A 24,281-nucleotide genomic window follows, 5' to 3' on the forward strand; every position below is an offset into this window, starting at 1 on the left:
CCGTGGCATCCTTCCGAAAATGCGATTAGGAACGGCGCAATGGATATTGCAACCCCTCCGCAGCCCGATGGCACCACCATTCTCGCAGACGCCGCGCCCACCCCGCACGAACCGCCGGTGATCCGGCGCGAGGATTACCGTCCGTTCGGCTGGCTGGTACCTGAGGTCTCGCTCCGGTTTGACCTCGGGCTGGACCGCACCCGGGTGCACGCCGCGCTGACGGTGCAGCGCAATGCCCGGGCCGATCACAGCGACACCATCCGGCTCAATGGCGACGGGCTGGCGGCGCGCTCGGTCACGGTCGATGGCGCGCCCTGTACCGGCTGGAGCATGGACGGCGGCGACCTGATGGTGCCGCTGCATGGCGACAGCCATCTGATCGAGGTCGAGACCGAGATCGATCCATCGGCCAACACCCAGCTGATGGGCCTCTATGCCTCCAGCGGGATGCTGTGCACCCAGTGCGAGGCCGAAGGTTTCCGCCGGATTACCTTCTTCCCTGACCGGCCCGATGTGCTCTCGGTTTACACCGTGCGGATGCAGGGGCCCAAAGCGCAGTTCCCGGTGCTGCTGTGCAACGGCAACGAAGTGGCGACCGGAGAAGGCGAAGACGGCTCCCACTGGGCCGAATGGCACGATCCCTGGCCCAAGCCGAGCTACCTGTTCGCGCTGGTGGCAGGTGATCTGGTGGCCAACTCGCAGGGCTTCACCACCATGGGGGGGCGCGAAGTGACGCTCAATATCTGGGTCCGCGTCGAGGACCTGCCGCGCACCGATCATGCGCTCGAATCGCTGGCCCGGTCGATGCGCTGGGACGAGGAGGTGTTCGGCCGCGAATACGACCTCGACCTCTACAACGTGGTTGCGGTGAGCGATTTCAACATGGGTGCGATGGAGAACAAGGGCCTCAACGTCTTCAACACCAAGTATGTGCTGGCCGACCGGGAAACCGCCAACGACGCCGATTATGACGCCATCGAAGGGGTCATCGCGCACGAATACTTCCATAACTGGTCGGGCAACCGCGTCACCTGCCGGGACTGGTTCCAGCTGAGCCTCAAGGAAGGCTTCACCGTGCTGCGCGACCAGCTGTTCAGCCAGGACATGCAGGGCGAAGCGGTCAAGCGGATCGAGGATGTGCGGGTGCTGCGCCAGGTCCAGTTTCCTGAGGACAGCGGCCCGCTGGCCCACCCGATCCGGCCTGACAGCTTCCGGGAAATCTCCAATTTCTACACCGCCACGGTCTACAACAAGGGGGCCGAGGTGATCCGCATGATGCGGACCATGTCCGGGCCGGAGGCGTTCCGGCGGGGCACCGACCTGTACTTCAGCCGCCATGACGGCGAGGCCGCCACGTGCGAGGATTTCGTCCGCGCGATCGAGGAAGGGGCCGGGCTTGACCTGGCCCAGTTCCGCCTGTGGTATTCCCAGGCCGGGACGCCCAAGGTCGAGGTCGCGCTGACGCACGAGGGCGAGACGGCGACCCTCCACCTCAAACAGACTGTTCCGCCAACACCGGGGCAGCCCGACAAGAAGCCGATGCCGATCCCGCTGCGTCTTGCCCTGTTTGACCGCGCCAGCGGCGCGCACCGGGGCGAAGAACTGCTGGTGCTCGACCGGGCCGAGGCGAGCTACCACTTTGCCGGGTTTGCCGCCCTGCCGGTGCTGTCGATCAACCGCGGCTTTTCCGCCCCCGTTGCGATCGAGCGCCACGTGCCTGCTGAGGACCTGCTGTTCCTGGCCGCGCATGACGATGATCCCTTCGCCCGCTACGAGGCGATGCAGGAACTGCTGGTCGGCCATCTTACAGCCGCCAGTGGCGGTGGCCTGGACGCGGCCGAGCGCGCGGCTGGTCAGGAAGCGGTCCGCAGCGCCTTTGCTGCGGTGCTGACCGACAAGGCGCTGGATGATTCGATGCGGGGCGAACTCATCACCCTGCCCGGCCACGGCTATCTTGCCGAACAGCAGCTGGTGGCCGATCCGGCGCTTATCCATGCCGAACGTGAGGCGCTCAAGACCTGGCTCGGGCGTGAGCTGGAGGCGGACCTGCTCGCCATCCACCACCGCGCCGCAGCGGTCCCCTTTGCGCTTGACCGGGCAGCCAAGGGAGCGCGCAAGATCCGCACCCAGACGCTGGTCTATCTTGCGGCGGGCAACCCTGCCCTGGCTTCGGAGCTGGCAGCGGCGCAATACCATAACGCCACCAACATGACTGACCGCCAGGGCGCACTGATGGTCCTGGCCGGGCTGGAGACGGCCGCGCGCACCGCGTGCCTGCTCGATTTCTACAACCGCTTCCGCGGCAATGATCTGGTGATCGACAAGTGGTTCAGCCTGCAGGCGCTCTCGCTCCACCCGCAGGTGCTGGAGCATGTCAAGGCGCTGGCCCGTCACCTCGATTTCACCTTGCGCAACCCCAACCGGGTGCGGTCGCTTTACATGGCTTTTGCCGCCAATGCCCATGCGTTCCATGCCGCGAGCGGGGAAGGTTACCGGATGCTGGCGGACCTGATTATCGAACTCGATGCAATCAACGCTCAGACCGCCGCGCGTATGGTGCCCTCCCTCGGGCGCTGGCGGCGGACCGAGCCGGGCCGGGCAGCACTGATGAAGGGCGAGCTGGAGCGGATCATGGCTACCGGCAGCCTGTCGCGCGACACGTTCGAGCAAGTGAGCCGCAGCCTTGGCTGAGGCGGTTCGGGTCACGGCACTTTCCGGTATACCGCACGGATTCATGACCCGGCTTGGTGGCCAGTCCACCGGCCTGGTCGGCGGGTTGCAATGCGGCTTTGGCGCAGGCGATGATCCGGCTGCGGTTGCGGCCAACCGGCGGGAAGCGGCCGATGCAGTGCTGCCGGGCGCGCCGCTGCTGGGGCTGCACCAGGTCCATTCGGCAGACGTGGTGACGGTGACGGACCTGTGGGACGACGACCATCGCCCCACGGCCGATGCGCTTGTTACCGACCGGCCCGGGGTGATCCTGGGCATCGTGACGGCCGACTGCGCCCCGGTCCTGTTTGCTGATCGGCAGGCCGGCATCGCCGGTGCTGCCCATGCCGGATGGCGCGGGGCACACAGCGGGGTGCTCGAAGCGACTCTCGAGGCGATGGAGCGGCTCGGTGCACGGCGGCCGCGCATGGTCGCAGCGATCGGCCCCACTATCGCGCAGGCCAGCTACGAAGTGGACGATGCGTTCCGCGACCAGTTCGGACCGTCTGCGGAAAAGTGCTTTGCTCCCGGGAAACCGGGCCACTGGCAATTCGACCTTCCCGCCTACGTCGCAGGCCGGCTGAGGCAGGCTGGTGTTGGTGCTGTCGAAGATTGCGCGCTCGACACGTACGCCCTGCCGGAGCAGTTCTACTCGTTCCGCCGAGCCACTCATCGGGCCGAGCCGAATTACGGGCGCCAGCTCAGCCTGATCGCGGTTGCGTGAAAGTGCACAGGCAGTGCCCAAAATGCGGTTGGCAAAAGCACTGCCCCTGTATAGAGGCTCGCCCAAACCGGCGATAAGGTGTGGTCTTTTCACGTCTGTCGGAACCTGCCGCTGGCGGGTTCACTCAGGCGGAGGCCGGTTGGAAGATTGGGACAGCCCGCGCATCGGGCGGAATACAGGCTAGGCAAGGCAGGTCTAATGGCTGATTCGACTGGCACCGCGACACCGGCAATGGTTGCCGAAACCGGCGACACCGGGGTCCGCAGGCGCGACTTCATCAATATCGCTGCGGTCAGCGCCGCCGGCGTCGGCGCGGTTGGCGTGGTGCTGCCGCTGATCAGCCAGATGGCGCCTTCGGCTGACGTTCTGGCCGAAAGCAGCACCGAGGTTGACGTTTCGGCAATCCAGCCCGGTCAGGCCGTCAAGGCGATTTTCCGCAAGCAACCCCTGTTCATCCGCCGCCTGACCCCGGCTGAGGTCGAGGCGGCCAACGCGGTAGCGACCGGCGATCTGCGCGATGCGCAAAGCCTGGCTGAGCGGACCAAGGAAGGTCATGAGGACCTGCTCGTGACCATGGGTGTCTGTACCCACCTCGGTTGTGTTCCCCTCGGTGCCGCAGAAGGCGAGAACAAGGGTGAGTACGGCGGCTATTTCTGCCCCTGTCATGGTTCGCACTACGACACGGCAGGCCGCATTCGCAAAGGCCCGGCACCGACCAACCTGGAAGTGCCGGAATACGCATTCACTTCCGACACTGTCATCCGGGTCGGCTGAGGAGCGAGAGAGAAACCATGAGCTTTCCCTGGGCTAAGCAGTACGAGCCGGCCACCGGCCTGACCAAGTGGCTGGACGAGCGCCTGCCGCTTCCGCGTTTCGTGTACAATGCTGTCGGCGCCGGTTATCCGGTCCCGCGCAACCTCAGCTACATGTGGAATTTCGGCGTCCTCGCCGGGTTCTTCCTGGTGCTGCAGATCATTACCGGGGTTGTCCTGGCGATGCATTATGCGGCCGATGCGGCGGTCGCCTTCGGCAAGGTCGAGCACATCATGCGCGACGTGAACTGGGGTTGGCTGATGCGCTATGCCCACGCCAACGGCGCCAGCTTCTTCTTCATCGTGGTCTACATCCACATCTTCCGCGGCTTCTTCTACTCATCGTACAAGGCCCCGCGCGAAATGATCTGGCTGCTGGGCGTGGTGATCTTCCTGCTGATGATGGCAACCGCCTTCATGGGCTATGTGCTTCCCTGGGGCCAGATGAGCTTCTGGGGCGCCAAGGTCATCACCGGCCTGTTCGGGGCAATCCCGCTGGTTGGTGAGCCGCTGCAGGTTTGGCTGCTGGGTGGCTTTGCCCCTGACGACGCTGCCCTCAACCGCTTCTTCTCGCTGCACTATTTGCTGCCGTTCGTGATTGCGGGTGTCGTGATCCTGCATATCTGGGCACTGCACATCCCCGGCTCGTCCAACCCGGCCGGGGTCGAAGTGAAGCAGGAATCGGATACCGTGCCGTTCCACCCCTACTACACTGCCAAGGACGGTTTCGGCCTGGGCGTGGTGCTGATCTTCTTCGCATTCATGGTGTTCTTCCTGCCCAACACGCTGGGCCACCCGGACAACTACATCGAAGCCAACCCGCTTGCGACGCCGGCGCACATCGTGCCCGAATGGTACTTCTACCCGTTCTACGCGATCCTGCGCGCCTTCACGGTCGACTTCATCCTGTCGGCGAAGCTGTGGGGCGTGCTGGCCATGTTCGCAGCCATCCTGGTGTGGTTCTTCCTGCCCTGGCTGGACAAGGGCCCGGTTCGCAGCGGCCATTACCGCCCGCTGTTCCGCAAGTTCTTCTGGTTCGGCCTGATCCCCTGCATGGTGGTGCTGTTCATCTGCGGCGGAGCCCCTGCTGAAGAGCCCTACGTGATGATCAGCCAGATCGCGACGGCATACTATTTCCTCCACTTCCTGGTGATCCTGCCGATCGTGTCATCGATCGAACGGCCGGAGCCCCTGCCGTTCTCGATCACCGAGGCAGTGCTGGGTTCGGACCCGAACGCGAAGCTGGGCACCCCTGCGGCTGCCTGAGGACGAGAGAAAGAGACCTGACATGATCCGTCTTATCGCAATCCTCGTCGGCCTTGGTTTCACCGTAGTGGTGGGCTGGTCCTTCGGTGTCGGCGCCTATACGGCTGCGACCGAAGGTCTGGGAGAAAAGGGTGCCGAGTACACCTTCTACCAGAAGCCCAAGGCCCCGGCCGAAGGCTTCTCGTTCGCCGGCGGCCTTGGCCGCTGGGACGAGGCGCAGCTCCAGCGCGGCTACCAGGTGTACAAGGAAGTCTGCGCTTCCTGCCACAGCCTGAAGTTCGTGCACTTCCGTGATCTGGCAGCGCTTGGCTACACCGAAGGCCAGGTCAAGGCGCTTGCCGCTGAATGGACCGTGCCCGGGATCGACCCCGATACCGGCGAAAGCACGACCCGCCCCGGGATGCCGACTGACAAGTTCCCGTCGCCCTATGAAAACAACGTTGCGGCGGCAGCGGCCAACAACAACGCCATTCCGCCGGATCTTTCCCTGATGGCCAAGGCCCGTCCCGATGGCAGCAACTACATCTATTCGCTGCTGACCGGTTACGGCGAGATCCCGGCTGAGCTGAAGCAGCAGTTCCCGGCCTTCGAAACCGGCCCTGGCCTGCACTTCAACCAGTACTTCCCCAACCTCAACATCGCCATGGCTCCGCCGCTGGCGGTGGACGGGCAGGTTACCTATGCCGAAGGCTCGCCCGAACCGACCATCAGCCAGATGGCACAGGATGTCGCCGCGTTCCTCACCTGGACGGCAGAGCCGAAGATGGAAGACCGCAAGCAGACCGGCTTTACTGTGCTGATCTTCCTGCTGTTCGCCACCATCCTCGCCTACCTGTCGAAGCAGCAGGTCTGGTCCGCCCTCAAGCGTCGCGAAAACGGCTGATCGCTCGGCGCATGAAATCGGGAGAACGCCCCTTGCGTCCTTAGGCGCGAGGGGCGTTTCCTTTTGGGGGGAGTGAACGGATGAGCCCGGACGATCTCAAGGCACTGATCAGGACCGTACCGGACTTCCCTGAGCCCGGAATTCTGTTCCGTGACATCACCACTCTGATCGGCCACGGCACCGGGCTGGCCGCGACGGTCGAACATCTGGCCGAACGCGCCCATGACACCGGTGCGGACGCCATTGCCGGCATGGAAGCCCGCGGTTTCATCTTCGGCGCTGCTGTCGCGGTGCGGCTCGGTCTGGGATTTGTGCCCGTCCGCAAGCCGGGCAAATTGCCGGTTGCGACGCTGGGGGTCGATTACGCACTCGAATATGGCAGCGACCGGCTCGAAATCGATCCCACGGCCATTCACACCGGCCAGCGTGTTGCCATTGTCGATGACCTGATCGCGACCGGCGGAACCGCACTCGCCGCCTGCGCGCTGCTGCGTCAGGCGGGCGCACGGGTAGACACGGCGCTGTTCGTGATCGACTTGCCGGACCTCGGCGGTGCCGAGCGCCTCAGGGCCAGCGCCGTGTCCGTCGATGCCCTGATGGCATTCGACGGCCACTGAACACCAGATATTGACGAGAGGCCACCATCGGTGGCAGTGCCGCCCCGCTGGATGTGCGGGTATAGCTTAGTGGTAAAGCCCCAGCCTTCCAAGCTGGTTATGCGGGTTCGATTCCCGCTACCCGCTCCAGCCCCTAGACCGTTCCCGTTCATTACCGTCTAGACAAACCCCGGAAATCCGCCATATTTGACGCATCAAGCGGCCAAGGGCGTTCACTGTTGGCCGCTGGAAACCGGCAAATCCGGGGGCCTTTTTAGGGGGCCTGTCGCTTGGGGGCCGATTTCCGCATTTGGAAAGGCCCCCATATGGCGCTGACAGACACGAGCATTCGAACCGCCAAGCCCCGGGAAAAGGACTACAAACTGGCCGATTCCGGGGGCCTTTATCTGCTGGTCACACCAGCGGGCGGGAAGCTCTGGCGGTTGAAGTTCCGGAGCGACGGGAAAGAACGCAAGCTGGCGCTGGGCCGTTACCCGGCTGTCGGTCTGGCCGATGCCCGCAAGGCGCGGGATGCCGCCCGCTCGCAACTGGCCAGTGGAGCCGATCCGGCACGGGAAAAGCAGCGCCAGAAGATCCGGGCCAAGCTGTCAGCTGAAAACACCTTTGCGGCCATTGCTGCCGAGTATGCCGCCAAGCGCAAGCGGGACGGGGAAAAGGGCTGGACCGATTCAACCGCCAAACGGTGCGAATATCTGCTGTCGCGGCTGGCCCCTTCGCTGGGCCACCTGCCCATTGCCGAGATAGAGCCTGCTGACGTGCTGGCAGCGGTGCGCAAGATTGAAAGGAAAGGCCAGCTGGAAAGCGCCCGGCGCACCCTGCAACTGGCCAGCGCTGTTTTCCGCTATGCCGTATCTACCGCGCGGCTGGGGTCCGACCCGACCCGCGACTTGCGCGGCGCACTGACAGCGCCAACCGTGACCCATTACGGGGCCATTACCGATGCCAGCCGCGTAGGCGCGCTGTTGCGGGCGATAGATACCTATGAGGGCACCGGCATAACCGGGCTGGCCCTGCGGCTGGCCCCGCACGTCTTTGTGAGGCCGGGCGAGTTGCGCCATGCCGAATGGAGCGAGTTCGATCTGGACGCGGGCCTGTGGGCCATCCCGGCGGGCAAGATGAAAATGCGCAAGCCGCATCATGTGCCCCTGTCGCGGCAATCGGTGGCCATCCTGCGGGAAGTCCATTCCGTTACCGGACCCGCAGGGCTGGTGTTTCCATCGGTCCGCAGCCGGACCCGGCCCATGAGCGATAACACCTTGAACAGCGCCCTGCGGCGGCTGGGCTATACCAGTGAGGAAATGACAGCGCACGGGTTCCGGGCGCTGGCGTCAACGCTGCTGAATGAATGCGGCAAGTGGAACCCGGACGCGATCGAACGGGCGCTGGCCCATGGCGATAAGGACAAGGTGCGCGCTGCCTATCATCGCGGCCCCCATTGGCAGGAACGGGTGGAAATGGCCCAGTGGTGGAGCGATTATCTGGACCAGCTGCGCAAAGGGGCGGACGTGGTGAAGTTCCCGGAACGGCAGGCCGGGTAGGGGGGTATGGCAATCCCTGCGGCCCCAAAACCGGAGAGCGGGGGAAATCTGGCGTTCAAACACTAACACAGTTTTTCGCCCGCGCGCGAGGGAAGTGCCCGGCTGTTCCCCGAGGTGCCAAAAACGGCAACTTGCCAAATGATTTAGGAAAATCGTGGCGGCTGATCGCGACGCCGCATTGCGTGATAGGAAACGCTGTGAACAACTAAAGGCTGCGTGCCTCGCCGTTGTCTTTAAGTGCGGGCGATTGCCGCGCCCTCAACCTTTCCCCTTGTGCGTTAAAGCCTTTAGTCGTTATCCCCAAAGGCCACGAACAAGCGCGACATATCCCGCGCGGTGAAGGTATGGTGGCGGCTTGAACATCGATGATTTCATAACCCGCTGGCAGCAATCCGGTGGCAGCGAACGGGCCAATTTCCAGACCTTCGCAAACGAGTTGTGCGATGTCCTGGGCGTGTCCCGGCCCACCCCGGCCAGCGAAATCGCCAACGCAAACGCTTACCATTTTGAGCACCCCGTTACCTTCATTCACACGGGCAGCCAGACGCGCGGCTTTGTCGATCTATACCGCGCTGGCCATTTCGTGATGGAAGCCAAGCAAGGCGTCTCTGGCGACCAGCCGGAAAGCGACCCGCAAGCCTTGCTGCTGGCCGATCTGCCCAAGGGATCCCGCAAGGGCCATGGCACACGCGGGACGCGCGGCTGGGATGATACCATGATGCGCGCCCGCAATCAGGCCGATGGCTATGCCCGCGCGGTTTCCCGCACCGATGGCTGGCCCCCGTTCCTGCTGGTGGTCGATGTGGGCCATGTGATCGAAGTTTACGCCGATTTCTCGGGCCAGGGGCAGGGTTACACCCAATACCCGGATGGGAACCGCTACCGCATTTTCTTGGATGACCTGCGCGACCCCAAAACGCTCGACCGGCTGCGCACCATCTGGACCGACCCGCACGCGCTCGACCCGTCCAAGATTGCGGCGCAAGTCACCCGCGAAGTGGCAGACCGGCTGGCCGCGCTGGGCAAATCGTTTGAAGGCCAAGGCCATGCCCCCGAGGCGGTGGCCAATTTCCTGATGCGCTGCCTTTTCACCATGTTCGCAGAGGATGTGGAGCTGATACCCAAGGAAAGCTTTTCCGATCTGCTGAAACGCCTTCGCGGCAAGCCAGAGCACGCGGCCCCGGCTCTTGCCGATCTGTGGCAGGTGATGAACGCGGGCGGCTTTTCCGGCGTGCTGATGACCGATCTAAAGCGGTTCAATGGCGGCTTGTTCAAGGACGCCTCTGCACTGCCCTTGTCCGAAGTGCAGCTTTCCCTGCTGATCGATGCGGCAGGCAAGGATTGGCGCGAAGTCGAACCGGCGATTTTCGGCACGCTGCTGGAACGCGCGCTGGACAAGAAACAGCGGCACAAGCTGGGCGCGCATTACACCCCGCGCGCCTATGTCGAACGGCTGGTGGTTCCCACCATCATGGAACCCTTGCGCGCCGATTGGCGCAATGTGCAGGCAGCCGCGCTTACCTTGGCCAATCAGGGCAAGCTGGAACAGGCCCGCGAAACGGTGCACGCCTTCCATACCCAGCTTTGCGAAATCCGCGTGCTGGACCCTGCCTGCGGCTCGGGCAATTTCCTTTATGTCGCGCTCGAACTGATGAAGCGGCTTGAAGGCGAAGTAACCGCGCTGCTGGCCGAACTGGGCGAGGAACAGGGCGCGCTGTCGCTGGCGGGCCTGACTGTGGACCCGCACCAATTCCTGGGCATTGAATTGAACCCATGGGCAGCGGCGGTGGCCGAACTGGTGCTGTGGATTGGCTATCTGCAATGGCATTTCCGCACCCATGGCAAGGCCAGCCCATCCGAACCGGTGCTGCGCGATTTCCGTAACATCGAAAACCGCGATGCGGTGCTGACATTCGAGAGCACCAAAGCGCGGCTGGATGATGCGGGCCAGCCGGTAACGCGCTGGGATGGGGAAAGCACCATCACTCACCCGGTAACGGGCGAGGACGTGCCAGACCCGCAAGCGCGCGTGGCGGTGCTGGATTATATCAAGCCGCGCCCAGCCGCATGGCCCGAGGCGGAATTTATCATCGGCAACCCGCCCTTTATCGGGGCCAGCCGGATGCGCGATGCGCTGGGCGATGGCTATGCCGAAGCCTTGCGCGCGGCCTATCCCAAGATCCCGCAAAGCGCCGATTTCGTGATGTATTGGTGGGACAAGGCGGCAATGGCTGCGCGCGGCTGGAAGCCCGCCACCGAAAAGGCGCGCGCCAAGGGCACGCGGCGGTTCGGCCTGATCACCACCAATTCGTTACGCCAGACCTTTAACCGCAAGGTGCTCGAACCACATCTGGCCGACCCCAAAACCCCGCTTTCGCTCACCTTCGCAATTCCTGATCACCCTTGGGTGGATTCGAGCGATGGGGCGGCGGTGCGCATTGCCATGACTGTGGCAGAGAGGGGTAAGGCGGCAGGCAGGCTTTTGACAATTGCCGAGGAAAGCAAAGGTGAGACCGAAGCCGAAGGCCGCACGGTGCGGTTTGAAACGCAAATTGGCAAGATTTTCGCCAATCTGCGGATAGGGGCGGATGTGGCTGGAGCAACGCCCCTAAAGGCGAATGCGGGACTTGGTCACCGAGGAATGACCTTGAGTGGGCAAGGCTTTGTTCTATCTGAAAAGCATGCCGAAAAGCTAATCTACAAAAGCATATCTGGCCAACGGGTGATCAAGCCTTACGTCAACGGTCGCGATCTTGCGCAATCTCCAACTAACCGTTGGATTATAGACTTATACGGAATGTCTGAGTCTGAAATTCGCTTGAGTTATCCTGAAATATTTCAGCACATACTACACACGGTTAAGCCTGAACGTGATCAAAATAACAGAGACGTATATCGCGAAAATTGGTGGATTTTTAGCGAACCTCGATCTGAATTAAGGAAGGCGGTTCGCGGACTCTCTAGATACATTGCAACCACCCGGACAGCAAAACACCGAATTTTTCAGATGCTAAGCGGTGAGGCTGTTCCGGAAAGCGAAGTGGTGTCGTTTGGCCTTAATGATGCCGCCTATCTCGCAATCTTGTCGTCCCGGATTCATCAGATTTGGTCTTTGGCCCAAGGTGGAACCCTTGAGGACAGGCCGAGATACAATCACTCCCGTTGCTTCGATCCTTTTCCCTTTCCCGATGCGACCGACGCTCAGAAAGAGCGGCTGCGGACCCTTGGTGAACAATTGGACGCGCACCGGAAGACCCAGCAAGCGGCCCACCCTAAGCTGACCCTTACCGCGATGTATAATGTGCTGGAGAAGCTGCGCGCGGGGGAACGCATCGAAGGCAAAGACCGCGAAATCTATGATCAAGGCTTAGTGGGCATCATGCGCGATCTGCATGATCAAATCGATGCAGCGGTGGCCGATGCCTATGGCTGGCCAACCAATCTTTCCGATGATGAAATCCTGCACAGGCTTGTCGATCTGAACAAACAGCGCGCAGCCGAGGAAGCGCGCGGCCATGTGCGCTGGCTGCGGCCTGAATATCAAAACCCCACTGGCCACCAGACCATGGCCAAGGGCGAACAGGGCGCGCTCGACATTGGCCCCAAGGATACCGCCACCAAAGCCCCTTGGCCCAAATCCCTGCCCGAACAGATTGCAGCGGTGCAGGCGGCGCTGGCCGATCTGGGCGAGGCCACCCCCGAACAAGTTGCACGGCAATTCCAGCGGGCGCGATCGGGCACGGTCCAGCCGTTACTGGAGAGCTTAAGCGCGCTCGGCCACGCAAGGCAGACCGAGGGCGGACGCTTCGCAGCGTAACGATAGCGCGCCGAAGTTTCGCCCCGTTTCGGCGTAAAGGGCGGCAGTATGGCAGGTCGGTGGCGGATGAAGCCATGCGGGTGGATTTCGCCTGGAAGGCCAGCCGATCTGCCCCCGCTGAATTAGTTGCGCGGCTGGTGGCTCTTAAGGCCGAACGCGCGGCAGAGGAAAAGGCAGGCAAAGTCCGCTGGCCGCACCCCCATGATCAGATTTCCCGGTTTGGCGCGAAAGCGGGATAGGAGTAGCCGCACAGGCTTGCTTCGATGGCCCTCGCGGGCACCTGACAGGGTCAACGCGAATCGCACAATGCATGGCTCGCCGACAGCGATTGCAAATGCGAATCGGTGTGCACCACCTATTTTTGCATCGAAACATGGGGGACAAAAGGGGTGTTGTCCCCAAGGAATCGGCTTCCTCCACCGGTCGGCCTTGTCCGTGACCGTTCGCGGCCTATCATTTTTCAAATGGACCGGAGTCATTCGAACAAAAAGCCGCAAGGATCGCAACACCTGGGTGAGCCTGTATTCTTGCCGTGCGCTGTTGCGCTGAAAGAAGTCGCCGACGCATACGCGGAGGCGTCTATAGTGAAGCATCCTGATCAGCACTATTTCCTATCGCGGATAAGGGCGGATGCGATCGATGCGATGCTGAGGCGTTTGGCAACGGGGACGCTCTTGGCGCGCTGCGAGCAATACGAATTGTTCTGCGACCAAGGCTACGTTCCGTTTGCTGACAAGAGCGGTATCATTCCCAAGGACTTCTGGGCGTATGTAAGGCGGTTTCGCATGCCAGAGCATCAGGATTGGCTATCCGGCGATTTCACGGTCGAGTGCCTCCAAGATCGTCAATACGTCGCGGGCTATGCCCATGCCGTGCGGTTTGAACGTGCCGGATTGCCGCTAGTCAACGAACCGTCGGCCATAAGTCAGGCAATAACGGCTACGCGGGGAGGCCCTGGCGCGCCCCGCAGGTGGGATTGGGACGGGGCGCTGGCTCACTTAGCTGCCTTGGCCCATTTCTCCGCTGACGGTCTGCACCGCGCTGATGGCACAGAGCCGAATCAATCGGATATTGCCCGGCAACTGGGAGACTGGTTTATTGGCAATGGGGGGGAATGCCCCGAGAACAGCCAACTGCGGACCTACGGAAAGCGCGTTGTGCAAGAGATCAACACATTGAAATTGCTAGCTGCCAACAATCGCCAGGTGGCCTGATAAGCGGCAATTACTGGCAGTTGCTGGCAGGCTCTCGGCAGCGAACGTTGCAGAATGGCCCCGTCACTGAGCGGTGGCTGACGGCGGTAACGCAACCCAAGCGCTTACCTACGATCGGCCCCGTTCCCAAACGGACGGAGGCACTACAATGCAATGCAATCCCGAACCTCTCGCCTATTCTGTCAGCGAGGCCTGCCGCGTATCCTCGCTGGGCAAGACCCGGCTTTACCAGCTGATCGGCGAGGGCCGTCTTGAAGCCCGCAAGGTCGGCAAGCGCACCCTGATCCCGGCGGCCAGCTTGCGCGCCCTGATCGATGGGGAGGCCTGAGCGATGGGCCGGAAAGAGCAAACCCCGGCGGGTGGAGCCGCCGGGGTTCGTTGCGATAGCTTTGCGGGCCTTTCGCACCGTTCCCTTAGCCTTGAAGCCCAGCGGGCGCAATTCCTGGTGATGGCCCATGCCGTTCGGCCCGAGCTGGCCGTGATGCTGGCGGCAGCCGTGTTTGACGGGGGCGCGCGATGATCGATTTCAACGCAGTGCGCGCGGCGCACCCGCTTCCGCAAGTGGCGGCCCGGCTGGTCAAGTTGCGCCCAGCCGGAAAGGATTGGCTGGGCTGCTGCCCCTTCCATGCCGATCGGTCCCCCAGCTTCACCGTGTTTGACCGTGGGCGGCGCTTCCACTGTTTCGGGTGCGGAGCATCGGGGGACGTGCTGGATTTCGTCCAGCGGGCCTATGGGCTGGACCTGCCCGGCGCTGCGGAGATGCTGGGGGCCGGGAACCTGCCGACCCCAAGGTCGCCCCATGGCCCGGCGGGAACGCCTGCGGAACCGGAACAGGGGGAACCGGACCGCGCAGGCGAGGCGCTGGCGATCTGGCAGGCGGCCATTCCGGCGGCAGGGACGCTCGCTGAGGCCTATCTGCGGTGGCGGGGCATCGATCCCCCCTATCCAGCCGCGCTGGGCTTCCTGGGGCTTCCTTACGGTAAGATGGGGGTAAGGCCGTGCCTTGTCTGTGCGGTTCGTGCCCCGGATGGGGAGGTCACGGGTACCCACGACCTTGCGGACGGCTTCGGCAATGATCTCCGCCGGCATCACGTCCACATCGTCCGCTGTCAGCACGGTAAGACCGAGCGTATCGGCATTGTTGGTGCGGATGCCGAGCTGGATCGAATGGCCGGGGTCAATCACGCCCTCGCGCACCGCATGCCAGAACATGGTCCCGTGATCGATTTCGTTCTCTCCCCCGGGCCAGGTGTCGCTGTGGGCATCGAAATGGATCAGAGCCAGCGGCTGCCCCAAGCTGGCAGCGAGCGAACGCAAGACCGGATATGTGCAGAAGTGGTCCCCGCCGAGCATCAAGGTGGCGACCCTGGCCTGGTGGATCGGTCGGAAAGCCTGCTCGATCGCGCTGACTACGTCGCGCGGAGTGCCATAAGGCACGGCAATATCGCCGTGATCGACCACGGAGAGCCGCTCGAACGGGTCAAATGGCCAGCCCCACACGGCGTCCCATGCGATCATCGCTGAGCCGCTACGGACCGCGCGCGGGCCGTAGCGCGCGCCCGGCCTGCCGGTGGTCGCGAGGTCGAACGGAATGCCGACCACCGCCACGTCCGCGCCTTCGAGCGACTTGGTGTAGCGGCGGCGCATGAAACTCATCGCTCCGGAGAAGGTCGGCTCGGCTATGGTTCCATCGCGTCCGCCGGGGCGGGTGAAGGCAAGGTCGACTGGCTGGGTTGCGCCCGGATCGGTCATGGCGGTCAGCCGATGGCCCGGAGCTTGGGGCTAGCCTCGTCGAGCGACTTGCGGATGATCGCCACCATGTCATCGATCTGCGCGGTGGAGATGATCAGCGGCGGGCACATGACGATGGAATCGCGGATTCCCCGAACCATCAGCCCGTTGGCAATGCAGTGGTCACGCACCATTGGCCCGGCGGTGCCTTCCTTGCCGCCGAAACGCCCGCCGGTGGCCCTGTCCGCCACGATCTCGACCGCGCCCAGAAGGCCAATCGAGCGCGCCTCGCCCACCAGCGGGTGATCGGCCAGGGTTGCGAGTGCCCGGGCGAGGTGCGGCCCGGTTTCATTGCGGGTCCGCTCGACCAGCCCCTCGCGCTCCATGATCTCGATGTTGCGCAGAGCGACCGCCGAGGCGACGGGGTGCCCGGAATAGGTGTAGCCGTGAACGAAATCGCCGCCGGTCTTCATCACCTTGACGATCTCCGCGCTGACCGCGACCGCGCTGATCGGCAGGTATCCGGAGGACAGCCCTTTCGCCATGGCGATGATGTCGGGGAAGACGCCCATGGTCTCGTGGCCCCACATGTTGCCGGTCCGCCCGAACCCGCAGATCACCTCGTCACACACCAGCAGGATGCCGTACTTGCGGCAGATTGCTTCCACTTGGGGCCAGTAATTGGCCGGCGGGATGATCACGCCGCCCGCGCCCTGCACCGGCTCGCCGATAAAGGCGGCGACGTTTTCCGGGCCGACCTCGAGAATCTTGTCCTCGATCGCCTGCGCACAGGCAGTGCCGAAGTCCTCCGGGCTCATGTCCCGTCCCTCGTTGTACCAGTAGGGTTGGCGCACGTGTTCGATCCCGGCCAGCGGCAGGACGCCGGGTGCAGGGAAGCCCTGTCCGTGCATCGCCTTCATCCCGCCCATGCTCACCCCGGCGACGGTGCTGCCGTGGTAGGCATTGTGGCGGCTGATGAACACGGTGCGGCTGGTCTCGCCCTTGACCTGCCAGTAATGGCGGACCAGCCGCAGGATCGTGTCGTTGGCCTCCGAGCCCGAGCTGTTGAAGAACACGTGCGGCAGGCGGTTGCCGGTCAGGCTGGCAATCTTGTCGGCCAGCATTACCGCAGGCGGGTTCGCGGTCTTGAAGAAGCTGTTATAGTACGGCAGCTCCAGCATCTGCTCGCGCGCCACTTCGGCCAGCTCGTCGCGGCCATAGCCGACATTGACGCACCACAGCCCGGCCATCCCGTCGAGGATGCGGTTGCCGTCGCCATCGTGGATGTAGCACCCCTCGGCATGGGTGACGATGCGGCTGCCGCCGAGGTCCTCGATCTCCTGCCAGTCGGCCTGCGCGGGCAGGTGGTGAGCGATGTCGAGGCGCTTCAGTTCGGCGATGTCGTAGTTGCGGGGCATGTGGGGGTGAACTCCTTCATAACTTCATCCGTTCGCCTCCAGCGTAGTCGAGAGGCGTGGGCAGCAGAGCTGATGCGGGTGTCTCGACTGCGCTCGACACGAACGGAGGAGGGCACCCGGTGGCAGCGCCGCTTCAGGGCGAGAAGCCGATCCGGGCCTGATAGCGGTTGTAGCGGGTCACGCGGGTGTTCATGCCTCGCCTCTTAGTGCTTTCCCGAGTAGGGCGAAATAGGTCTGGCTGTCGGTATCGTTTTCCGTGCCCCATTCGGGGTGCCACTGGACTGCCAGCAGCGGGGCGCCATTGGGCCGGGCGCTGTAGGCCTCGACCAGCCCGTCAGGCGCAAGGGCTTCCACGCGTAGACCGTCTGCCAGCCGTGCGATGCCCTGATAGTGGACCGAGTTCACCTCCAGCGCCGGCTTGCCGTAGGCCGAGGCGAGCACCCCGCCGCTTTCCAGCATGACCGGGTGGCGGTGGTCGAACATGGCCTCGAACGGAACATCGTCAGGCGCGTGGTGGCGGATCAGGTCGTCGCTGGCGCTGGCATCGCGCCGTAGCGTACCGCCGAGCGCAACGTTGATTTCCTGGAAGCCCCGGCAGATGCCGAACACCGGCTTGGCGGCCTCGATCATTCTGCTGACCATGGCCAGTGCGACTTCGTCCCGACCCTCGTCGAACGGGCCCCCCTCTTCTTTGGCCCCGAATTCCTCCCCATAGCGGCGCGGCGCGACATTGGAGGGGGTGCCTGTCAGCAGCACGCCGTCGAGCCGGGGTGCCACTTCGGCGGCACTCATCAGGTCGGGCAGCGAGGGGATCAGCAAGGCTGCGACATCGGCATAGCGCATGGCGGCGCGGATATAGCGCTCCATCACCGCCTGCGCGGGCTCGTTGCCGACAGTGCGCTGGCAGCAGATCACGCCAAGGACGGGCCGGCTCGCCATGCTCAGTGCCGGATCATCACGTGGCGGGCGACGGTGTAATGCTCGAGGCAGTAGACCGACAGGTCCGAACCATAGCCGGACATCTTGACCCCGCCGTGCGGCATCTCGGTCACGTTGACCGAATGGGTGTTGATCCAGGTCACCCCGTATTCGAGCTGGGAGGCAAAGGTAGCGGCCTTGCCCACATCCTGGGTCCATACGGAACTGGCGAGCCCGTAAGCGGAATCGTTGGCCCAGCCCAGCACCTGCGCATCGTCGTTGAACCGGGTGACCGAGACCACCGGGCCGAACACTTCCTTCTGCACGATCTCGTCCTGGTGGCGCGCGCCCGCGATCAGGGTGGGGGCGTAGTAGAAGCCGGGCCGGTCAGGCCGGGTTCCGCCGGTCACGATTTCGGCCGGGGTATCGGCCACCGCGCGGGCGACAAAGCCGTCCACCCGGTCGCGCTGGCGGGCTGTGATCAGGGGGCCCAGCACCGTGCCCGGCTCTTCCGGATTGCCGATGGTGATCTTGCCAATGGCGGCCTCAAGCTCTGCCACCAGCCGGTCATGGATCGCGGCATGGGCATAGACCCGGCAGGCGGCGGTGCAGTCCTGCCCGGCGTTGTAGTAACCGCCTTCGGCAATCGCCTCGACTGCGGCGGGAATATCGGCGTCTGCCAGAACGATTACCGGGGCCTTGCCGCCCAGCTCGAAATGGGTCCTCTTGATGGTCGGCGCGACCGCTTCCATGATCTTGCGCCCGGTGGCGACATCACCGGTCAGCGAGACCATGCGGACGTCAGGGTGCGCGACCAGCCGCGCGCCGACGTTCGGCCCGTTGCCGGTCACCACGTTGACCACCCCTTCGGGCAGGAACTCGGCGCAGACTTCGGCCAGCATGAGCGCGCTCAGCGGGGTATGCTCGGACGGCTTGAGTACCACCGTGTTCCCTGCCGCGATCACTGGCGCGATCTTCCAGCTGGCCATCATCAGCGGGTAGTTCCACGGCGCGATGCCGACGCATACGCCAAGCGGGTCGCGCCGCAGCATGGAGGTGAAGCCGGGCCGGTATTCTCCCGCCGGCACCCCGTGGACCGTGCGCGCGGCCCCGGCAAAGAAGCGGAACACATCGATCGTGTTGCCGACATCGACTGCGCGGGCAGTGCCGATCGGCTTGCCGCAATTGCGCATTTCCACGTCGGCAAATTCGCCTGCTCGCTGCTCAAGCCGGTCGGCAATCCGCAGCATCCGCAGCGATCGCTCCTTGGGCGCCATGCGCGACCACACGGGATAGGCCATCTTCGCCGCTGCGACGGCGGCATCGACCTGGTTGCGGCTGGCACTGGCGAGGCTGGCCAGCTCCTCACCCGTTGCCGGGTTGTACGCGACCTCGGGCGCTTCCTCGCCCGCCGACCACTGGCCGGCAATGAACTGTCCCTGCGTGTAAAGCATCCTGCGTTCCCTTGTCAGTCCAGGCCCCGGCTCTTGCCTTTAAGACAGCAACACCACCGGGCTGTCAGCACGCCAATGCATCGATACCCGGTCATTCCATTCGAAGTCTTCCTGGTCGTGCCGCGACAGGTTGGGGCGGGAGACCCTGATGGTCGCCCCGTCGTCCAGCTTGATATCGAACAGGGTTATGTCACCAAGATAGCTCATCCCGGTAATGCGCCCGCGGGCAAAGTTGTGCCCTTCGGGCGCGTCCTGTGCAGCTGATTGCACGGCCTTGCCCTGGCCGGGCACGTGCAGATAGATTTTCTCCGGCCGCAGCGCGACCCACACGTCTGCCCCGTGCGGGCCGGTGACGCCGTGGTTGAGGTAGATCTTGCCCACGCCTGCGCAGTCGACCGCCGCACGATCGGGTTCATCGATGATCAGCTTGCCTTCGAACAGGTTCACCGATCCGACGAAATCGGCCACGAACCGGTTGGCCGGGTATTCGTAGAGGTCCGACGGGGTAGCCAGCTGTGCGATATCGCCCTTGTTGATCACGGCTATGCGGCAGGCCATCGACAACGCCTCGTCCTGGTCGTGGGTCACGGTGACGAAGGTGATTCCGACCTGGTCCTGCAGGTCGGCCAGCTCAAACTGCATCTGCGCCCGCAGCTTGGCGTCGAGCGCGGAGAGCGGTTCATCGAGCAGCAGGACCTTGGGCCGCATCACCAGGCTGCGTGCCAGCGCCACGCGCTGGCGCTGGCCACCCGACATCTGATCCGGCTTGCGCTCCTCGAAACCGCCCAGCTTGACCAGATCGAGCGCTTCGCGCACCCGCTCGTCACGCTCGGCCCGGCCGACCCCGGCGATCTTCAGCCCGTAGGCGACGTTGTCGGCCACCGACATGTGCGGGAACACGGCGTAGCTCTGGAATACCATGTTGACCGGGCGGCGATTGGGCGGGACCCGGGCCATGTCCTGCCCGTCGATCAGGATCTGGCCCTCACTCGGCATTTCGAACCCGGCGATCATTCGCAGCAGGGTGGTCTTGCCGCACCCGGAGGGGCCGAGCAGGACGAAGAATTCCCCCGCCAGAATGTCGAGGCTGACTTTGTCGACCGCGGTGACCTTGCCGAACCGCTTGGAAACGTTGCGGATCTCGATAATCGGGCTTTTGTCGCTCATGAATGGTGGCTCACAGTCAGGTTGCGGGCGCCCTGCACCTTGAGCGCGATGGCGGTGAGGACGACGGTCAGAACGATCAGCAGGGTCGAGGCGGCCTTGACCTCCGGTGTGACCGAGAAACGGACCATCGAATAGACCTTGACCGGGAAGGTGATCGTGTCCGGCCCGGCGGTGAAGAAAGTGATCACGAAATCGTCGAGGCTGAGGGTGAAGGCGAGCAGGGCGCCTGCCACCAGCGCCGGGCGCATGTGCGGCAGCAGCACGTCACGGAAGGCCTGCCACTCGCTCGCCCCGAGGTCTTTCGCGGCCTCTTCCTCTTCCTTGTTGAAGCTCGCAAGCCGCGCCCGCACCACCATGGTCACGAACGGGAAACAGAAGGTGATGTGGGCGATGGTGATGGCCGACAGGTTCAGCGGCCAGACCAGGTTGGACGGCCAGTCGACCCAGGCAAAGAAGATCAGCATCGCGACGCCCAGGCAGATTTCCGGCACGATGATCGGCAAGGAAATGGTGCCATCGACCACCCCCTTCAGCCGGAAGCGGAACCGCCACAGCATGACCGCCGCCATCGCCCCGATGACCAGGCTGAAAGCAGTGGCAAGCGCGGCGATGGTCAGCGAGTTGATCAGCGCCTCGACCAGCGTGTCGTTGTTCAGCGCCTTTTCGTAGTACTTGGTGGTGAAGCCGCGCCACACCACGTTGCGCTTGGAATCGTTGAAGCTGAAGATCATCAGCACCAGCAGCGGCGCGTAAAGGAACACCAGCACGCTGCCGACCCACAGCCGCATCCACAGGGTGCGGGTGTATTCCAGCGGCGCGCGCGGGGTGCGGGTGAGCAGGCCCATCAGCGTGCCTCCCCGCCCTTTGGCCGCCGCAGGCTCTGCAGCGCGATCAGCACGAACATGGCGTAGATCAGCAGGAAACTGAGCGCCGCACCGAACGGCCAGTCATTGGCACGCTTGAACTGGCGTTCGATCACGTTGGCGATCATCTGGCTGTCGGTCCCGCCCATCAGGTCAGGTGTCAGGTAGGCGCCGAGGGCGGGGATCAGGGTGATCATCACCCCGGCGATCACGCCCGGCATGGCCAGCGGCAGGACCACCTTCATCAGGGTGCGCAGGTGCCCCGCGCCGAGATCGAGGCTCGCTTCGATCAGGCTCTTGTCGAGCCGGTCCAGCGCCGAATAGAGCGGCAGGACCATGAACGGCAGGTGGACATAGACCAGCCCCAGCACGACCGCGAAATTGTTGTACAGCAGCTGGACTGGCTCCCACGTGGGCAGCGGCTGGAGACCGACCAGCACCTTCAGCCAGCTCGCCCCGTCCCACAGCCAGCCCAGCGTCTTGTTGGCATAGCCCTGGGTGCCGAGCAGCATCATCAGCGCATAAGTGCGGATCAGGAGGTTGGTCCAGAACGGCAGCATGATCCCGAGCAGGAGCCAGGGGCGCCATTTCTCGGACGCGAAGGTCAGCGCCATGGCGACCGGGAAACCGATGATCAGGCAGATCACGGTCACCAGGGCAGCGACGGCGAAGCTCTTGAGGAAAATCGAGATGTAGAGCCATTCGGTGGCGCGCTTGTAGTTGTCGAGCGTGCCGGAAATCTCGATCTCGGCCAGGCCGACGTTGCTGCCGAAGCTATAGAGCCAGACGAAGCTCATCGGGACGAGGAAGAAAAGCGCCACCCACAGCAGCGGTGTGGCGGAAACCGCCCAGAATGCCTGTCTGTTGTCCTTCCAGTCCTGCTCAGCCACGCGCGCCTCCGCCACCGGGTCGGCATCTGCCGGGCAGAATGCCGACCCGTCCCACGATTACTGTTTCATGTCCCCGACCAGGGACGATCAGGACGCGCGGATGCGGGTGAACGCCTCTTCATAGAGCGGCTGGAGCTCGGGGTTGAACTTGGCATATTCGCACTTCGCCAGCACGTCGGCCGGCGGGAAGATCACCGGGTTGCTGCCATAGTCGGCCGGCATCAGCGCCTTTGCCGCAGTGTTTGGCGTGGGGTAGAGGATCGTCTCGGTGATTTTCTTGCCCGCTTCTGCATCAAGCAGGTAGTTGATGAAGGCGTGTGCGTTCTTCGGGTGCGGGGCATCCGTGGGGATGCACAGATTGTCCGAATTGAGCTGGCTGCCTTCCTTGGGAATGACGAAGCCGATGTCGTCATCCTCGACCATCGCCTGCGCGATGTCGCCGTTGTATTCCAGCACCAGGTCGACATCGCCCTTGAGCAGCAGGTCCTGCCCGTCGTCCTCGTGGAACTTCTTGATGAACGGCTTCTGCTTGACCATCATCGCCTCGATCGTCTTGATATCGTCGGGCGTAAGGTCGTTGACCGACTTGCCGAGGTACTTGGCGTGGAGGCGGAACATGTCGCCGGCCTCGCTCAGCACGGCAATTCGGCCCGCGTATTCGTCGGAATCGAACAGCACCTTCCAGCTGTCAGGCGGGGTCGGTACCTTGGACTTGCGGTAGCCGATGCCCAGCGTCAGCCAGGTGTAGGGAATCGAGTACTTGCGGCCTGGATCGTAATCGACATCGATGAAGGTCGGGTCGATGTTCTTCAGGTTGGGTATCTGGGCCTGATCGAGCTCCATCAGCATCCCGGCCTGGATCATCCGTTCGACGAAGTCATTCGAGGGCACGATCACGTCATAGCCAGGGTTACCGGCGCGGAACTTGGCAAACAGCACGTCATTGCTGTCGAACAGGTCCATCTTGACCGAAATGCCGCTCGCTTCCTTGAAATCGTCGAGCGTGGTTTCGCCGATGTAGGTATCCCAGTTGTAGAAGTTGAGCTCGGCAGCTTCTCCGGTGGAGGCGGTTTCGGCTTCCTTTGTGCAGGCGCCAAGTCCGGTCACGGTGATGCCGATCGCGGCCACGCCCATGCCCTGGAGCAAAGTGCGGCGGCCCAGTTGCCGTCCCAGTCCCCGGCTCAGATCAATCCCGGTCGAATCGAATTTGCTCATGGAAATCCCCCAGATGTTTGCGCAGCCCCGAAGGGCCACCTTGCGGCGGTTGCGTCGAATCCGTCTCCCAGCGCAACATGAAGCACTTCCCCCGCGCTCTAATCCAGCATATATTTCGTACCGGCAGCTATCGGAAAAACCGATGAACATCACTTTCCGCCAGATTCGCTACTTCATCGCGGTGGCGGAGGCGCGCTCGGTTTCGGCAGGCTCGACCGCCGTGGGGATTTCCCAGTCGGCGGTGACCGACGCGATCCGCACGCTGGAGTTCGAAACCGGGGTCAAGCTGTTCTACCGCCACCCCAAGGGCGTGACCCTGACGCGCGAAGGGCACAAGTTCCTGCGCCATGCCCGCTCGATCATCGGCGCGGTGGCGGACCTCGCCGGCGGAGTGGGGCACGAGCAGGCCACCGCGACCGGATCAGTCCGGATCGGGGTGACCCCGGTGGTGACCGGCTATTTCCTGTCCGACATCCTTTCCCGTTTCCGCCGCATGTTCCCGCAGATCACCGTCACGATTGTCGAGGACAAGCGCGACTATATCGAGCACCTGCTGGTTGGCGGCGAGATCGACCTGGCGGTGCTGATCGTCTCCAACCTCGTCCAGACAGCCGCGATCGACTACGAGGTGCTGCTGCGGTCAGACTGCCGCGCATGGCTGGCCCCCTGGCACCCGCTCTCGGAAGTGGACGTGCTGAGCCTGTCCGACCTGGAAAATGAGCCGGTTATCGCCCTTGCGCTCGACGAGATGGAGGGGCTGATCGAGGGTATCTGGTCCAAGTTCAGCCATCCCCCCCAGATCGCCTACCGCACCAGCTCGATGGAGGGGGTGCGCAGCCTGGTCGGCACCGGGGCGGGGATCACCATCCTGCCGCAGCTGGTCTACCGCCCGTGGAGCCTCGACGGCGACCGGATCATCGCCAAGCGCCCGCGCGAGGCGCTGCCGACGGTCGACATCGGCGTCGCCTGGAGGCGGCTCACCCGCCACAGCGAACCGGCAACGCTGTTCATGGAAGCGGTGCAGGAACAGCGGCGGTAAGGGCCG

General features: G+C 63.7%; 18 protein-coding genes, 1 tRNA gene and 2 pseudogenes. 13 read left to right on the forward strand and 8 right to left on the reverse strand.

Going from position 1 to position 24,281, the window contains the following annotated elements:
- Nucleotides 1-39: 39 nt before the first annotated feature.
- From pepN to U4960_RS16095, 12 genes and pseudogenes are all read left to right on the forward strand, one after another.
- Nucleotides 40-2,691, forward strand: a complete 2,652-nt coding sequence (pepN, locus tag U4960_RS02695) for an aminopeptidase N (RefSeq protein WP_324262075.1) — start codon at nt 40-42, stop codon at nt 2,689-2,691.
- Complete coding sequence (gene pgeF / locus U4960_RS02700) at nt 2,684-3,433, forward strand: peptidoglycan editing factor PgeF (protein WP_416379095.1); 750 nt, start codon at nt 2,684-2,686, stop codon at nt 3,431-3,433. Before pepN ends, pgeF begins: the two co-directional genes overlap by 8 nt.
- A 198-nt stretch (nt 3,434-3,631) precedes the next feature.
- The gene (gene petA, locus U4960_RS02705; RefSeq protein WP_324262076.1) at nt 3,632-4,207 is read left to right on the forward strand and encodes a ubiquinol-cytochrome c reductase iron-sulfur subunit; all 576 of its coding nucleotides are present in this window, start codon (nt 3,632-3,634) and stop codon (nt 4,205-4,207) included.
- Nucleotides 4,208-4,224: 17 nt separating this feature from the next.
- Complete coding sequence (locus tag U4960_RS02710) at nt 4,225-5,511, forward strand: cytochrome b (protein ID WP_324262077.1); 1,287 nt, start codon at nt 4,225-4,227, stop codon at nt 5,509-5,511.
- Between the two features lie 22 nt (nt 5,512-5,533).
- Entirely contained in the window at nt 5,534-6,394 is an 861-nt protein-coding gene (locus U4960_RS02715; RefSeq protein WP_324262078.1) for a cytochrome c1, read from the forward strand.
- A gap of 80 nt (nt 6,395-6,474) precedes the next feature.
- Complete coding sequence (locus U4960_RS02720) at nt 6,475-7,011, forward strand: adenine phosphoribosyltransferase (protein ID WP_324262079.1); 537 nt, start codon at nt 6,475-6,477, stop codon at nt 7,009-7,011.
- A gap of 55 nt (nt 7,012-7,066) precedes the next feature.
- Nucleotides 7,067-7,140, forward strand: a tRNA-Gly gene (locus U4960_RS02725).
- A 176-nt stretch (nt 7,141-7,316) separates the two neighbouring features.
- Nucleotides 7,317-8,549, forward strand: a complete 1,233-nt coding sequence (locus U4960_RS02730; RefSeq protein WP_324262080.1) for a tyrosine-type recombinase/integrase — start codon at nt 7,317-7,319, stop codon at nt 8,547-8,549.
- A 355-nt stretch (nt 8,550-8,904) separates the two neighbouring features.
- A complete protein-coding gene (locus U4960_RS02735) occupies nt 8,905-12,366 on the forward strand; it encodes a class I SAM-dependent DNA methyltransferase (protein ID WP_324262081.1) in 3,462 nt (1,153 codons plus the stop codon).
- 464 nt (nt 12,367-12,830) lie between these two features.
- Nucleotides 12,831-13,580: a hypothetical protein gene (locus U4960_RS02740; protein WP_324262082.1), complete on the forward strand. Its 750-nt coding sequence runs from the start codon at nt 12,831-12,833 to the stop codon at nt 13,578-13,580.
- A gap of 148 nt (nt 13,581-13,728) precedes the next feature.
- Nucleotides 13,729-13,908 carry a helix-turn-helix domain-containing protein gene (locus U4960_RS02745; protein WP_324262083.1) on the forward strand — a complete coding sequence of 60 codons (180 nt, stop codon included), beginning with the start codon at nt 13,729-13,731 and terminating at the stop codon, nt 13,906-13,908.
- Between the two features lie 188 nt (nt 13,909-14,096).
- Nucleotides 14,097-14,570: pseudogene (locus U4960_RS16095) on the forward strand (CHC2 zinc finger domain-containing protein); the annotation flags it as partial.
- A gap of 60 nt (nt 14,571-14,630) precedes the next feature.
- Here U4960_RS16095 and U4960_RS02750 read toward each other — a convergent pair.
- The 8 genes and pseudogenes from U4960_RS02750 to U4960_RS02785 form a co-directional block, all read right to left on the reverse strand.
- Nucleotides 14,631-15,332: pseudogene (locus U4960_RS02750) on the reverse strand (arginase family protein); the annotation flags it as partial.
- Nucleotides 15,333-15,337: 5 nt separating this feature from the next.
- Nucleotides 15,338-16,729 (reverse strand): aspartate aminotransferase family protein, encoded by a 1,392-nt coding sequence (locus tag U4960_RS02755; RefSeq protein ID WP_324262084.1) that lies wholly within the window; start codon nt 16,727-16,729, stop codon nt 15,338-15,340.
- 189 nt (nt 16,730-16,918) lie between these two features.
- Complete coding sequence (locus U4960_RS02760; protein ID WP_324262085.1) at nt 16,919-17,668, reverse strand: gamma-glutamyl-gamma-aminobutyrate hydrolase family protein; 750 nt, start codon at nt 17,666-17,668, stop codon at nt 16,919-16,921.
- A 2-nt stretch (nt 17,669-17,670) separates the two neighbouring features.
- Nucleotides 17,671-19,101 carry a gamma-aminobutyraldehyde dehydrogenase gene (locus U4960_RS02765; RefSeq protein WP_324262086.1) on the reverse strand — a complete coding sequence of 477 codons (1,431 nt, stop codon included), beginning with the start codon at nt 19,099-19,101 and terminating at the stop codon, nt 17,671-17,673.
- 39 nt (nt 19,102-19,140) lie between these two features.
- Nucleotides 19,141-20,268 (reverse strand): ABC transporter ATP-binding protein, encoded by a 1,128-nt coding sequence (locus U4960_RS02770; protein ID WP_324262087.1) that lies wholly within the window; start codon nt 20,266-20,268, stop codon nt 19,141-19,143.
- A complete protein-coding gene (locus U4960_RS02775; protein WP_324262088.1) occupies nt 20,265-21,113 on the reverse strand; it encodes an ABC transporter permease in 849 nt (282 codons plus the stop codon). Before U4960_RS02775 ends, U4960_RS02770 begins: the two co-directional genes overlap by 4 nt.
- Complete coding sequence (locus U4960_RS02780) at nt 21,113-22,021, reverse strand: ABC transporter permease (RefSeq protein WP_324262089.1); 909 nt, start codon at nt 22,019-22,021, stop codon at nt 21,113-21,115. Before U4960_RS02780 ends, U4960_RS02775 begins: the two co-directional genes overlap by 1 nt.
- A gap of 87 nt (nt 22,022-22,108) precedes the next feature.
- A complete protein-coding gene (locus U4960_RS02785; protein WP_324262090.1) occupies nt 22,109-23,236 on the reverse strand; it encodes an ABC transporter substrate-binding protein in 1,128 nt (375 codons plus the stop codon).
- A gap of 142 nt (nt 23,237-23,378) precedes the next feature.
- Between U4960_RS02785 and U4960_RS02790 the strand changes: the two genes are divergently transcribed.
- Nucleotides 23,379-24,275, forward strand: coding sequence for a LysR family transcriptional regulator (locus U4960_RS02790; RefSeq protein ID WP_324262091.1), 897 nt, complete (start codon nt 23,379-23,381; stop codon nt 24,273-24,275).
- The last annotated feature ends 6 nt before the right edge of the window (nt 24,276-24,281 follow it).

The organism is Altererythrobacter sp. H2 (assembly GCF_035319885.1).
GTDB lineage: Bacteria > Pseudomonadota > Alphaproteobacteria > Sphingomonadales > Sphingomonadaceae > 34-65-8.

Excerpts from the sequence above, each read along its gene's own strand:
- pepN (WP_324262075.1), top strand. The coding sequence starts at position 40 with ATGGATATTGCAACCCCTCCGCAGCCCGATGGCACCACCATTCTCGCA.
- petA (WP_324262076.1), top strand. The coding sequence starts at position 3,632 with ATGGCTGATTCGACTGGCACCGCGACACCGGCAATGGTTGCCGAAACC.
- U4960_RS02710 (WP_324262077.1), top strand. The coding sequence starts at position 4,225 with ATGAGCTTTCCCTGGGCTAAGCAGTACGAGCCGGCCACCGGCCTGACC.
- U4960_RS02715 (WP_324262078.1), top strand. The coding sequence starts at position 5,534 with ATGATCCGTCTTATCGCAATCCTCGTCGGCCTTGGTTTCACCGTAGTG.
- U4960_RS02720 (WP_324262079.1), top strand. The coding sequence starts at position 6,475 with ATGAGCCCGGACGATCTCAAGGCACTGATCAGGACCGTACCGGACTTC.
- U4960_RS02730 (WP_324262080.1), top strand. The coding sequence starts at position 7,317 with ATGGCGCTGACAGACACGAGCATTCGAACCGCCAAGCCCCGGGAAAAG.
- U4960_RS02740 (WP_324262082.1), top strand. The coding sequence starts at position 12,831 with ATGGACCGGAGTCATTCGAACAAAAAGCCGCAAGGATCGCAACACCTG.
- U4960_RS02745 (WP_324262083.1), top strand. The coding sequence starts at position 13,729 with ATGCAATGCAATCCCGAACCTCTCGCCTATTCTGTCAGCGAGGCCTGC.
- U4960_RS02755 (WP_324262084.1), bottom strand. The coding sequence starts at position 16,729 with ATGCCCCGCAACTACGACATCGCCGAACTGAAGCGCCTCGACATCGCT.
- U4960_RS02760 (WP_324262085.1), bottom strand. The coding sequence starts at position 17,668 with ATGGCGAGCCGGCCCGTCCTTGGCGTGATCTGCTGCCAGCGCACTGTC.
- U4960_RS02765 (WP_324262086.1), bottom strand. The coding sequence starts at position 19,101 with ATGCTTTACACGCAGGGACAGTTCATTGCCGGCCAGTGGTCGGCGGGC.
- U4960_RS02770 (WP_324262087.1), bottom strand. The coding sequence starts at position 20,268 with ATGAGCGACAAAAGCCCGATTATCGAGATCCGCAACGTTTCCAAGCGG.
- U4960_RS02775 (WP_324262088.1), bottom strand. The coding sequence starts at position 21,113 with ATGGGCCTGCTCACCCGCACCCCGCGCGCGCCGCTGGAATACACCCGC.
- U4960_RS02785 (WP_324262090.1), bottom strand. The coding sequence starts at position 23,236 with ATGAGCAAATTCGATTCGACCGGGATTGATCTGAGCCGGGGACTGGGA.
- U4960_RS02790 (WP_324262091.1), top strand. The coding sequence starts at position 23,379 with ATGAACATCACTTTCCGCCAGATTCGCTACTTCATCGCGGTGGCGGAG.